This is a genomic window from Chitinophaga sp. YR627, assembly GCF_900114995.1.
Taxonomy (GTDB): Bacteria; Bacteroidota; Bacteroidia; order Chitinophagales; family Chitinophagaceae; genus Chitinophaga.
Map to the genome: position 1 here is coordinate 259,246 of NZ_FOUX01000001.1, position 13,757 is coordinate 273,002.

7 protein-coding genes are annotated in these 13,757 nt (G+C 47.9%); all 7 read left to right on the top strand.

Annotated features, from left to right (window positions below):
• Window positions 1-13 precede the first annotated feature (13 nt).
• The 7 genes from BMZ72_RS00705 (at window position 14) to BMZ72_RS00735 (ending at window position 13,718) form a co-directional block, all read left to right on the top strand.
• Window positions 14-3,259: a hypothetical protein gene (locus BMZ72_RS00705; protein WP_089804264.1), complete on the top strand. Its 3,246-nt coding sequence runs from the start codon at window positions 14-16 to the stop codon at window positions 3,257-3,259.
• Window positions 3,256-5,058: a contractile injection system tape measure protein gene (locus tag BMZ72_RS00710; RefSeq protein ID WP_089804266.1), complete on the top strand. Its 1,803-nt coding sequence runs from the start codon at window positions 3,256-3,258 to the stop codon at window positions 5,056-5,058. Before BMZ72_RS00705 ends, BMZ72_RS00710 begins: the two co-directional genes overlap by 4 nt.
• Window positions 5,059-5,125: 67 nt before the next feature.
• Window positions 5,126-9,250 (top strand): eCIS core domain-containing protein, encoded by a 4,125-nt coding sequence (locus BMZ72_RS00715; RefSeq protein ID WP_089804268.1) that lies wholly within the window; start codon window positions 5,126-5,128, stop codon window positions 9,248-9,250.
• 5 nt (window positions 9,251-9,255) lie between these two features.
• Window positions 9,256-9,876: a hypothetical protein gene (locus tag BMZ72_RS00720; protein WP_143087558.1), complete on the top strand. Its 621-nt coding sequence runs from the start codon at window positions 9,256-9,258 to the stop codon at window positions 9,874-9,876.
• Window positions 9,877-9,903: 27 nt separating this feature from the next.
• Window positions 9,904-10,683 (top strand): ParA family protein, encoded by a 780-nt coding sequence (locus BMZ72_RS00725; protein ID WP_089804272.1) that lies wholly within the window; start codon window positions 9,904-9,906, stop codon window positions 10,681-10,683.
• Between the two features lie 26 nt (window positions 10,684-10,709).
• The gene (locus tag BMZ72_RS00730) at window positions 10,710-12,293 is read left to right on the top strand and encodes an eCIS core domain-containing protein (protein WP_218155187.1); all 1,584 of its coding nucleotides are present in this window, start codon (window positions 10,710-10,712) and stop codon (window positions 12,291-12,293) included.
• A gap of 45 nt (window positions 12,294-12,338) precedes the next feature.
• The gene (locus BMZ72_RS00735; protein ID WP_089804274.1) at window positions 12,339-13,718 is read left to right on the top strand and encodes an ATP-binding protein; all 1,380 of its coding nucleotides are present in this window, start codon (window positions 12,339-12,341) and stop codon (window positions 13,716-13,718) included.
• Window positions 13,719-13,757 lie beyond the last annotated feature (39 nt).

Here is a 13,757-nt window from a genome sequence, read left to right on the forward strand (position 1 = left end):
AATTCTTCAGAAAATGATAATTAATAATTCTACCCCTTACCCGGTTTTCAAAAAGGGGCAGCAGTTGAAGAGTAGCAGCCTGAAAGGGATCGTTGATTTCGCGGAAGGAGAGATCATGGATACCCGCATGTTCCTGGAAGGTTCGGGTATATTTTACGGACTGGATATTGAGATCAATGCGCAGGCAGGCACCCTTCGTCTGTCGCCTGGCGCCGCGACCACCTCTGACGGTAAACTCTTTACCCTGGAGCAGGAGGTTGTGTACAATGGTTTCAGTGCAGAGACACCGATCACCCTGTTGAAGAAGACGCCTGTTGTTGCTGTACTAAGCACCAACAACGAGAACCATAATGAGTTTGCTTACCGTATCACCGGTACAGACCCGGGTAATCCCAACAGAACACCTAATACCACACCGTATATTGTTCTGCTGATCCTCACCGAGAAGACGACCAGCAATGATAGTTGTCTGTACGGACAGGATAACAGTGAAACATCTCAGACGAAAACAGTACAGGCGGTATTGATCGATAAGAACCTGATCGACCAGTCAGATCTTGATAAATGGTTTATTACCGATAATACCACGGATGGCGCCGATGATGCCGTGATCAACCGTTTTGGATATAATACGGGAGATGGTAAACCTTATATTTCATTTGAAAACTTTACCAGCTGGAAGAATGTCAGCGATGGTTTTGACAGTGTATGTCAGGCTGCTGAGCCGCTGATCGGCACTTCTCTCAAGCAACTGTATGACCTGGTAAAGGAGAAACTGGGGCTGAATCCGACGAATCCTTTCAATAACCTTGAAAGTAATCTTAAACAACTGCGTGAAGCGGTAAAGAACAAGGGCGGTGTATCATTCCCCTGGTTATATGACTATTACAGGGACCTGATTGCGGGGTACCAGGAGCTGGTGTCCACTGATCTTTTCAGTTATCTGTCATTCCTGCCAAAGCGTGACCGTTTTGAAGAGTATATCGCATTAGGCAGTATCCGTGCAAAACACGGAGATAAGGCGGCTAATTATCGTATGGGATTGTATCGTCCGCCTTTTGCTGACCTGAGCATTAATGCGCTGGAGAAGCCCTTACTGTTGATCAGAAGATTACAATACCTGGCTGATACTGCGCATACCCGGTTTAATGCACAGGGATTCCCGCCGTCTGAAATAATACTGACACCTGATGCAGGTATCAATGAAGTCCTTTCCAGACGTGCCATTCCTTTCTACTATAATGATCCGCAGGAGTTGTCAAAGAGCTGGAATGCGGAGCTGACACGTAACCGCCGGACCTTTACCATACCAGGTATCACGGATGAGAAAGACCGGAGTCTGTTGCTGGCTAATATGGACGGTTATGAGTTCTTCCGCATCAAAGGGCATACCGGTGCGCTGATAGAGCCTACACTGGACGCGATAGCTACACAACGCAGCGAGTTACACCTGCCTTTTGATGTGAAGGTATTGTACCTGGGAGAGAAGGATGATATGATCAAACTGGTGAAAGAGCGTTCTGCTGCTTTTAGTGATCTGACGGTGTTACTGGAGAAGATCGTGTATGATATCCGTTGTGCACGTACCTGTTCTGATAATTTTGAAGAAAGCATCTTTGGCGGGCCTTTCGACAGAAATGATATCGGCAGTATGTTTGAGGCGCTGGTGACCTTATTCGGGCCTTTACCGGTAGATCTTGATAAGAAACTGGAAGAGTTGTGCAGTCGTGAAGGTACCTGTTATGATGAAGATAAAACCTGTTGTCGTTCACATCTGACAGCATTGTTCGCGATATACGAAGAATACGTACGTCGTAAAGATGAACTGGCGGGTAATCTGCTGTTCCATCTTTTCGCAGAGAAACATCCGGGTATAGAGCATAATGGCGGCGTACCTAAGGGTGGTACACTGATCCTGGTATGTGGTAAGACTGATCCGGCGTTTCTGTCTGAAGAAAAGAAATCCAGTCTGCTGAAAATGGCCTTGAGTAATGCAGCTGGTGTCAATATCGCGGATGAACTGGAGAACTACATGGTGATGGCTGATTTTTGTCTGCCGTACATCTGTTGTTCGAATAAACCTTCCATCAACCTGATCTTCCAGGAAGCGCCACCTGTGGCATTGTTCTCTATAGCAGAACAGGAGCAGCTGCCGGAAGGACAAGGTACGGCGGTTGCATTGAAGAATGAATCACTGCGCGCCGATACCTATCATTGGGAGTTGCAGGATTACCAGGGTAATGTGCTGAAAGAAGAACATACTACGGATATCAATGAGATGCCGAAATTTGAATTGCTGATAGAAAACGGTGTGGTGTTTACGCTGGTACTGACAGCTTCGCGTGAGGGTATGAATAGTAAATATGCGCTGGAGATAACGATTTGTCCGCAGGGCAATGTAAAGGTGACCAGCAAAGGTCAGTCATCTATTGACTGGGACATTACAAAGTCTCCTGAGCTGGAGATCGAAGCTTTCCCTTACGGCGGCAGTTTCGGATTGGTATTAGAGCAGAAGGAGAAGGGGAACGAACAGGAGCTGGATCCGTCAGAATATGATATTACCTGGAAACAGGATAAAGAGCATCTGACATTAACGATAAAACAACCTCAGGCAGGTATTTATCGTCTGCGTTACACGTTTGAGGATATCGAGAACTGTGAGAAGGGATTTGCGATACTACAGATCAATACGTTTGTGCCTTCTAATCCGCAGCCCAAGGTAGCGGGAACGGAGACTGCTCCGGTTGCTGCACCTGTAACAGCCTCTTCGAATACGCCGGTGGCGGTTAGCCGTGGTTTATCCGCCGGAGGAAATGAAGCGGTGTTTAATAAGCGTATCCTGGGCTATCGTAGTGGTATCAATGCGATGTCTAAGGAGGATGATACATTGCTGGAGGACAGTCGCTGGTCAGATACCAAAACCTTCCTGCTGGCGAGTGGAGCACCAGAGGAACTGCATGCGGCATATGAGCGTTTGCAGGGTGTTTTACAGAGTGGATTCAGTAAACTGAAGGTGGCGCAGAAAGCGCAGATGATCAGATTGCTGATCTATGCGACTGCTTACTATATGGATAGATTAATTGCTGCTTCTCCGGATAAGGTACCGGCGATTGCCAGAAAGTTGATCAAGGCAGCCGGAGAAAGCATCGCTATACAAAAAGATGGTGCACAGCAATGGTCACAGATATGGAGTAGTGAAGGTATTGTGACACCTGAGAATGAAAAGACAGTATCTGCATATAAAGCTATGATCGCGTGATAGAACAGCAGCATGCCATAGGAAAACTGGTGCTGGAAGTACAATTGCCTTCCAGGGATGATGCCTTTTCAATACAGCAGGCACTGAGTGTACGTTGTAATGTAGAGCTAACACCTATGTTAGGTCAGTTACTGGATAGCTGGTCTGATCCTGATACGCTGTTACAGATTGATAAACTGGAAATAGATCTTGGCAGCTGCAATCTGAAGGCTTTGCAGGAAGAGCTGCCGGGAATGGTGATCGCTTATCTGCAGAAACATTTCCAGGGAGTGACAGCTACGCCCTCGCCGGAATTAAATATACAGCACCTGCAGCGTCGTCCGCTAACACAGGGCTATTTTGAAAGCTGGCTGTATTTTATGCAACATGGCGTCTTGCCGTCTACAGCAGTCAGATGGGAACAGGAGGAGTGGGAAGCGGGTATTCTGACAGCGCTGGCGACAGAAACAAGTGCATTAAAACAATGCCAGGAATTGCTTACGGCACATCCATATGCGGTACGCCGGTTAGTGATGCAGTTCTCCCGGAGCTTCGTATACAACTGGGTACTGGCTTTTAGTGCAGGCGCTTACAGACAACAGCTGGTGCTGATAGATGAATGGGAGGCGTTTGTGTTTAGTCCGCGGTTTGTTACTGTGATGAAAGCACAGATTACGCAGCAATCTCTTCCTTCACTTGCATTGCCTGAACATAGTCGTTATGCAACGCAGGTGATGGAATGGTTGATCGGAGATATTGTGATTGCCGGAAAAGCGATCAGTCACCCGGCATTACTGGAACAGTTAGTGCGTTTGATGGGTAGCGTATCACAGTTACCCGTGCGTTTGTTTACGCTGGAAAAAGTCACGGCTGCGGGTGTTAGTATGCCTGTGGCAGTACATGAAGCCGTAGGCGCTGTGGCCGCACGATATTCAGCGGAGATGACAGTTCTCAGAGAGACATTCAATACAAAGCCTGATCTGAAAAATGCTGCGACTGATGCACGTGTGAAAGCGCAACAGGAGAAGAAGGAACGTCTTCAACAGGAACAGCAGCTTGCGGCCACATTACGACGGAAGCAGGAGCAGGATACAACTGCAAAACAGTCAGCTTCATCAGGAGTACAGTCATCAGAGACGCCTGATGATAATAAGGTCAAAGATCAAAAGGATCAGCAGGGACAGCGTCAATCAGGTGAAAGTACGACAGCAGCAGCACGCACTGTTACTGATGAGGAAACTGTTCAAAGTGAACAAACACGTTTATCTGAAACGGAAAACGGAGAGGAGTCTGCTACGGCAGGTCTGCCTGAAGAAGGAACCGTGTATTACATCAATAATGCCGGACTGATATTACTGCATCCTTATCTTTCTTATTGTTTCGATGCATTGGAACTCAGAGAAGGACAGCAGTTTAAAGATGAAGCGGCAAAGCATAAAGCGGTGCAGCTGATCGGTTATATGGCTTATGGTGAAGAGGAGATCCCTGAATGGGATCTGGTGTTGCCGAAGATCCTGTGTGGTATTTCACCTACGGAACCTGTGAGACGTTTTGTGCCATTATCCGAAGCAGAAAAAGACGAAGCCAATCAGCTACTGAGCGCTGTGATCACACACTGGAATGCTTTGGGTAATACTTCGCCTGACGGCTTACGCGGCAATTTCCTGTTGCGCGAAGGGAAGCTCGAATGGAAGGAAGAGGAGTGGCAGTTATTTGTCACACAGCAGGCGTATGATATGCTGCTGAACCGTTTGCCCTGGGGTTTCAGTGTAGTGGGATTGTCATGGATGCCGTGGCTGATCAAAACCGTCTGGGTCTGACAGGAACTATGTTTTTAACCCCTTACGCCATGTGAATATGGCTTGTTAATTCCCTTACTAAGGACAAATGATCAAAGCAACCGATAATAAAAGCAAAACTGCAAAAACGAGGCAACAGCCTGCGGGAGGCTCCTTTTTCAACAAAGAGAAGGGAGCTGACAGCGCGTTTTTGGGGGAGACTGCCGCATCGGAAGAACCCTTTTTCGTTCAACGGAAACTTACCATCGGAAAACCAGATGACCATTATGAGAAGCAGGCTGACCAGGTAGCTGACAAGGTCGTACAGCGTATGAGTCAACCGGCGCCGGTACAAGCTAAGACAGCTACGCCTTCTCCTGTCAGCACTGTTCCTTCCGGCAGTGTGCCGGTATCTGCGGCACAGTCTGCGATGATACAGCAAAAGGAGCAGGAGAAAAAAGAAGAAGACATACAGACGGATGAGAAGAAGCTGCAACGCAAGCCCATATTTGATAGTATGGGCGATCCGCCTGATGATATCCAGAAGAAAGAAACGACACAGGCGCCTGCACCTGCGGCAGATGCGAAGGCCAGTGACGGCAGTCATCTTGAACAGCGTTTGCAGGGTACTAAAGGCGCTGGTTCGCCCCTGGCTTCTGAGACCCGTTCAGCCATGGAGTCAGCCATTGGCGCTGACTTCAGCGGCGTACGCGTACATACCGGCAGGGAAGCAGCGGAACTGAGTAATGATCTGCAGGCGCAGGCCTTCACGCACGGTAATGATATTTATTTTAATGAGAATAAGTTTGATGAAAGCAGTAGTACGGGCCGCCATCTGCTGGCACACGAACTGACGCATACGGTACAACAGGGTGCCTCTGTGCAACGAAAGGCTACGCCTGAAAGCGGCGAGTTGAAAGAAGAAGCGCCAGTAGCTAAAGATGCTGCATCCGAAGTACAGCAAAAAGCGGATCCTGTATTGGCTGCTGATAACATGACGATACAGCGTGCACCTGCAAAACCTGGTGCTGCGGCGCCTGCGGCTGCATCCGGAGAGGTGGTGAATATAGCCGCAGGTAAATTCAATCCGTCTGCCGCGTTACAGGAGTCTATCCGTGCGGCAGGCAGAAAAGGGCTGGATGTGAATGTCAGCGCTGGTAAGATAGCGGGTGCAGGCGTGATGAAAGTGCGGGAGAAAGATGGTGTGATGGAGAGTCTGAAGAATGCCTACCTGCCATTGAACATGCCAATGTTCAGTGCTGCGAATCCTGTGCTGGCAGTCAGACTGGCCAGTGGAGAGATCAGTGGTTTTGGTACTATCGGACAAAGCAATGCGCCGGAGGCTATTCCACAATGGTTGCGTAAAAATGGTAAGGCGATTGGGTGGCTGACAGGTATCGATGTAGAAAATGTACTCTCTAAAGCAACTAATACGTTTGAGAACGGCAACTTCACCTTTACCCTGAATGGCATCAAGGTGAAAGTGGGCGGTTTTGCGTCTGCGACGATGGACCTTGGCTTTACGAATATGCAGCCTTCCGCACATGTGGTAGCAGAAATGGATATTCATGGTATGGCGAAAGGCAACCTCGATATCACGATGGCAGAAGATAAGATGTCGGGTGAGGGTGCATTTGGTGTGAGCTTCAAAGGATTCTCCGGAGAAGTGGCCGCGAAGTTCCAGGAAGGTGTGCTGGATGTAAAAGGCATGGTGCAGTATGCCGGGGATAAGCTGAGCGGTTCGCTGATGCTTGTGATGACCGATAAGAAAACAGCAGACAATTTTGCGGTTACACAACTGGGTGGCGCACCGGCAGCAGAAGCCGCACCACCAGCAGAGGTGCCTGCAGCAGCTCCAGGCAAGGGACCACGTGGTATGGCGGGTGTTGGTACGCTGACATTCAATCTGACCGAGTGGTTTGCCGGTAGCGTAAATGTGATCGTAGATGGTAAGGGATGTGTGACTGTCGTGGGTAAGATCGCACCACCAAAAGAAATCATTCTGTTCCAGCAGCGGGACTACAGCAAGGAACTCTTTAAGATGGAGGCCCGGGCGGCATACGGTCTGCCGGTGATAGGCAACGTATTTGTCTTTGCTAACATGGCCCTGATAGCTATGGCGAAAGTAGGTCCTGCGAAAATATACAATATCGAAGTAGAAGGAACTTACTCCAACAACCCTGACATTGCCAAGAGCATTACGCTGTCAGGTTCACTGAATATGTCTGCTTATGCGGGGCTGCGTCTGCGTGCAGAAGGCGGCGCGGGTCTTGAGCTGTTAGGGCATGATCTGAAAGTGGGTGTAGGTGTAAATGCGGATGCCGGTGTGAAAGGATATGTAGATGCACGTCCGACCATCGGTTATCGTGATCCGGGAGAATTCTTCTTCAAAGGACATATGGAGATTGCGGCGCAGCCGTTCCTCGGACTGAGTGGCGATCTGTTTGTTGAAGTGGATAGTCCGTGGTGGTCACCATTACCAGATAAGAAATGGACATGGCCGATCGGTGCGCTTGAATATCCGTTACCAGGTGAGTTTGGTATAGGGGCTGACATGGAATACGTACTGGGTTCCGGTAAGGTACCAGAGGTGACATTCAGCGAAGCGAAGTTTGATGGTGCGAAGTTCATGACAGACCTGGTAGATGATCATGTACCACCGAAGAGTGGGGCAGGTGGGAAAGAGAAACAGGGTAAATTTACAGACGGCGGTGGTGCAGGCGCTGCACCAGCAGCAGGAGCTCCTCCTCCTGCGGCGGCAGGTGGTAAACCAGGGGCTCCGGGCGGAAAACCAGGCGCAGGTGCCGCACCAGGTAAAGGTGGCGCTGGCGGCGGTAAAGGACCTGGTAAAGATAAAGGCGCCGATAAAGCTGATCCGGACCAGATGAAGAACTTTGCTGCGGCGATGCAGAAAGTCAAAGCGCTTGAAAGTCATAAGGCGATGACCCGTGCTGAAATTACCACGGCTGTTGAAGGTATTAAGAAACAGCACAATACGCCGGGTATTACTATAGCTCCACAAGGAAATGATCTGTGGATTGTGACGGGTAGTATAAAGGGCAAACCGAATAAACAGTCGGTGAAAGTGAAGGCGCTCCGAACACCGGGTGATGATAAAGATAAAGGTGATGATAAGGAAAAGCAGAAAAAGCTGGATCTTGCGATACAGGATCTGAAGAAGATCGATACTACAACCGCAGCCGATGGTAAATTAAATGATGATGAAGCCAAAACGGTTGCTGAGAAAGCACAACAGAAACATACGGATGTATTTAAGTCTGTCAAGGCAATAGATGCCGGTAAGAACTGGAATTATCAGTATATTCAGAAGGCGGAAAATCCTGTGAAGGGTAGCGGGCATGAAGAACTTGATCCGAAGATCAAGAAAATGGTACACAGGGAGTTTACTGCGGAGCAAGCGAAGGCACTATTAGATCAGGTAAATGGCATTGTTGGCGTTCCTGCTATCATTGACAATATATTTACCTCAAGTAAGAAGCAGAAGTCCCTGGTTAAGTTCCTCAAAGATGTAGTAGATATAGCACATCAGAGTAACCCTTCCCCTAAGTCCGGTTTACCGGCGCAAACCGGGTTGAAAAATGGTTTCAGGATTCACTGTAACGGTCCGGCGAATGGGTTACTTACTTTTACCTATGTAGGTTTTTATGGTAAAGGTGATGCTGTGAATGTGGGAGAGACGCCGATACGCAGAGGTGCATTCAATAAGGCTGATGTGAAGAATAAACAGTTGTTCCTCGATCTCCTTATATTGAGTAAGGTAGGTGAAGCAGGCGTAAAAGGCGTAGGAAGTGTGATGTTCGAACTGGCAGTGAAGTTATTTAAGAATGACTTCACGGAAATCAGGTCACAATGGGTTTCCAATGACAGGATCTACACCAATAAATTTGCCTGGTCCGACAACCTGAGAGATTTCATCAACGCGCTGAAGACGGACAAGGGGAATACCAAAAAAGCGGCCCAGGCTACCTGGTCTTATGCGCAGGCCAAAAAGCAGGGATACGGCACTGTAAAGGACGTTAAGCTCAGATTCGGTAATCTCGAACATTTCAAAGAACTTGCGAGAGTGAGACCAATGGATTTTACCGGACCGGCGAAACCAGGAGAAATGTTCCCTCCACCTTTGAAAATAGACGAGATCAGGATTCCGGCATATCCTGAGAATATTATACAGGTTGATGCCATTTTTATAGAAACTACAGAAGGAGATAAATAACAATAATGATGAAAGAGGTATATACCTGTTCCGCCCACGATGAGAGTATAATTATGATCTATGACCAGGATCCGCTGTTTGACGCGGTATCGGACATATTGGAGGATACATATGGTATTGAAAAAGAGAAATTCGGAACCAGTGATATTATGCTGAAGGGAGATGAAGTATCCCTGATGAAATTGCCACTGGAACAGTTGATGAAAGAGAAGCTGGCAGTACATGTACCTATCGGGGAATCTAATCAGCGGGTGACAGTGTTTGGACAGCAGTATGCGCTGAACACCCGCGACGATGAACATATGACCATCTATTCTCTGAAAATGTTGCTGGATATGATTGAGGCTGAAATCGCTGCCGGAGGCCCTGTCTGGTTTTATAATATCGCATTTGCAAATGAAACAGACCCTTATATATTGGGTGTCATTAAACCAGCGGAGGACGGTATTACAGCTGATGCTGCATTTGCACAATTCCGCGAATCGGAGGAAGCGCTTACTGCGGATCAATTCAAAGAACGCCTGCAGGCGCTGAAGATACAGGGCTTTATCAATGATAGAAAAGCGGGTGAGGATGATCCGTTGTTGTATCCATCTGAAAAGACGTTGAAAGTGCAGACGATTTAATCATTATTACCCCTTTAATTACACCCCATGATCGTTCTATCCATTGCTATACAAAAAGGTGGTTCGGGCAAAACAACCACGGCCCTGAACCTGGCCGCTGCATTCCAGCGAATGGGACAGAACGTACTGCTCATTGACCTCGATCCGCAGGCTAATCTGACGCAATCATTGGGTATTGCAGATGATTCAGACCTGAGTATATATGAACTGCTGAAACAGGCTGCTTCCGGAGAACTGACAGACGTACACCAGGCCATTGTGGAAACAGGCATATTACCGCTTATTCCGGCTAATCTGGAACTGGCCAGCGCTGAGCTGGAACTGGTCAGTATGTATGGAAGAGAACAGTTGCTGAACCAGATACTTACCCAGCTGGAAGATACGTATGATATGGTGGTGATTGATTGTCCGCCGGCAGTAGGTATGCTGACCGTCAATGCGCTCACTGCCAGTAACTATGTCCTGATGCCTTTGCAGGCAGAATTTCTGCCTTTTAAAGGAGTGCAGCGTTTTGTAAAAAATGTGCACCTGATTAAAAAGCAGCTGAATAAAAAGCTGGAGATACTCGGTATCATATTGACGAAGTATGACGAACATAAGAGCATGCACCGTCAGATCAGGACACAGTTGCAGGAACTCTATCCCGGTTGGGTACTGGAAGCTAATATTCGCAGTAATATCTCCCTGGCAAAAGCGCAGGAACAATCAAAAGATATTTTCACATTTGATCATAATGCCAATGGCGCGAAGGATTATCATGCCCTGGCAACTGAAATAAAAGAACGCCTTTTAACGGTGGTTGAATAATACCCCGTTTACTTAAATCGATAGATATGAAAACGAACAGTCGTCGCTATCGGAGACACCGTAACCCCGAAAATACAGATACGAAGGAAGCTCCTTTCTTCAGTCCCACTCAGAAAGTATTGCAGAGCAAGGAAGACGCTTTCTTTCAACCGAAGCTGTCCGTAGGACAGCCGGGAGATAAATTTGAAAGAGAGGCAGATGCTGTGGCAGATAAAGTGGTCAACCGCCAGTCTGCCAAAGGCAATGCCGTACAACGTAAAGAAATCTCCTCCGTACAGGCTAAATCTGAGCCGAAGGAAGAAGAAAAGAAAGTGCAGAAGCAGGAAGATAAGGATGAGAAAGTACAGAAAAAAGACGCAAAAGAAGAGAAGAAACCGGAGCTGAACGCCCCCAGAAAAGAGGAGGAAAAGCCTGTACAGAAGAAAGGCAAAGAAGAAGAAAAGAAGATGCCTGCGCCTGGGAAAAAAGAGGAAGAGAAACCTGTGCAGAAGAAAGGCAAAGAAGAGGAGAAGAAAGCGCCTGCACCGGAGAAAAAAGAAGAGGAGAAACCAGTACAAAAGAAAGAAGAACAGGAGAAGAAACCTGCTGCCGATGAGGTGCTCAAAGAAGAGAAAGAAGACGATAAGAAAGGTGGAAAGCCTGCTGTGATGGCGAAAGAAAGTAACTCCCGCGGTATGGAAGATGGTGGCGAACAACTGGGGCAGCGTTTAAGCGAGCAACGTGGGAACGGTGTGCCACTTTCTCCTGATGTTAAAAGAGAGATGAGTCAGGCGATCGGTGCTGACTTTGGTAATGTGCGTGTACATACTGGGGATAAGGCTACTGAACTGAGTTCGGAACTGGGCGCACAGGCCTTTACACATGGTAATGACGTTTACTTCAATAGCGGAAAATATGATCCTTCCACCGCCGGTGGCAAACACCTGCTGGCGCATGAACTGACACATGTGGTGCAGCAGGGCGCTGCGCCAGCGATGGACAATAAGAAAGGTGCACCTGCCGCCGGACATAGTACACCGGGTGTACAAAAGGAAACGTCTACTCCTTTACCGGAAGGCGTAAAAGCAGACGAGGTCTCAGAGGTTGCTAAATTCCCCATCGGTGATTTCAGCGTGGAAGTTAAACCCGATAGAAAAGCCACCAAGGAAGAGAATGTTGCTGCTGACCATGCGGAAACAAAGGGGAATATTGCGGCCTATGTTTCCTATGAGACAGACAGTAAAAAGAGAGTTACAAAAGTCACTATCTCTAAGACACTGATCATTGAGACCATCTATGGCGCTGACGCCACTTCGAAGAGTGATTCAGGTTATGGCCGTGGTCACATCAAGTCAGATAAGGATAAAGGAAATAAATCGCTGGGCTTCCATGAAGGTAACCATGGTGTCGATTTCATGGAGTATGTGAAGACGCATCCTTTCCCGGAAATTGTGATCAGGAAGCCGGTGAGTCAGGCAAAGTTCGAACAGTTACAGGCTGCATGGAAGTTACAACATGAAGCTTACGTGAAAGATATGGAGGCGGTCAGCAAGAAGAAAACAGATGATGTGACTGATCCGCCAGCTCCTGCTCCGGCGCCTGCACCTGCACCGGAAGCTCCCAGACAATAATCCGCAGTCCTGCTGCCGGCAATGAATAAGCAGTTTTAATATACTATGATCGATAACCAAAAGAATGCAAACGTCCTGCAGGCGTATTTATCCTGGCTGCAGGAGGAAATGAAGAAAAGGCTGGGCCAGTATTTCGGTCCGGATAACAATGTTGTTCCTGTTATACCCACTCCTGATGCTGCACCCGGCGCTTCCTGGCCGGATGCGCCTATCGTCAGGTTTATCAATGACAATCAGCTGGATAAGGAATCACAGTTATTGCTGATCATGGCGCTTGCGCCGCATGTTAATGCGGTATTTTTTGAGCATGTCATCAATGAATACCTGGTAGACAAAGGTGATTTCCCACTGATAGGTTGTGTGAAAGGCACACAGTTCCGCGGATTACTCCCGACAGGCGATACCTTTTTGTTCCTGCTGGCGGGTGCTGATCTGTCAGCACGTATTGATAAAATGCGTTACTTCAGCGAGTCGCATGTGTTTGCGCAGCGTCATGTGTTGTGGCTGGAGAAGCCGGAAGAAGGGGAACCCGCCATGAGTGGCAGGATCGTATTGTCACAGGAATTTATTGATCTGTTCCTGACGGGATCTTATGCGAAACCGCGCTTTGGCAATGATTTTCCGGCGGAAAGTATTACGACACCGCTGGACTGGTCTGACCTTGTACTGAATGCACAGACCATGGAGCAGTTGCAGGAGTTGAAGAAATGGCTGCGGCTGAAAGATAAATTACGCGCTACCAATAAACGGTTAAAACCTGGTTACAGGGCATTGTTCTATGGTCCTCCGGGCACTGGTAAAACCCTGTCTGCCTGTCTGCTTGGTAAGCGTGATCCTGCGGAAGATCCGGATGGTTTACCGGATGACCTGGATGTATTCCGTATTGACCTGTCCCTGGTGGTGTCTAAATTCATCGGGGAGACAGAGAAGAATCTCTCCAGTCTCTTTGACAGAGCAGAACACAAGAACTGGATCCTTTTCTTTGATGAGGCAGATGCTTTATTCGGAAAGCGTACCAACATCCGGGATGCGCACGATAAATATGCCAATCAGGAGATCGCTTATCTGTTGCAGCGGATAGAAAACTATAACGGACTGGTGATACTGGCATCCAATTTTAAGAATAATATTGACCCCGCCTTCTCCCGCCGTTTTCAGTCTATCATACAATTCCCGATGCCTAATCAGGCGGAACGTCTGCAACTCTGGAAGATGATCCTGCCGGATCATATGATGCAGAAGGAGGGCATACTGGAGAAACTTGCGGCTACGCATGAGATTTCCGGTGCGTCGATCATTAATGTGGCACAGTATTGTTTTCTGAAGAATATGCAGCCGGGAGGGGAGATCTTGCCGATATCGGCAGTGGATGTGGAAGAAGGGCTGGTGAGGGAATTTAATAAAGAGGGTAAGATTTATAAATAGTTTTTGGCTAATTTGACTGCGCTAAAGGTGGTCATGTTT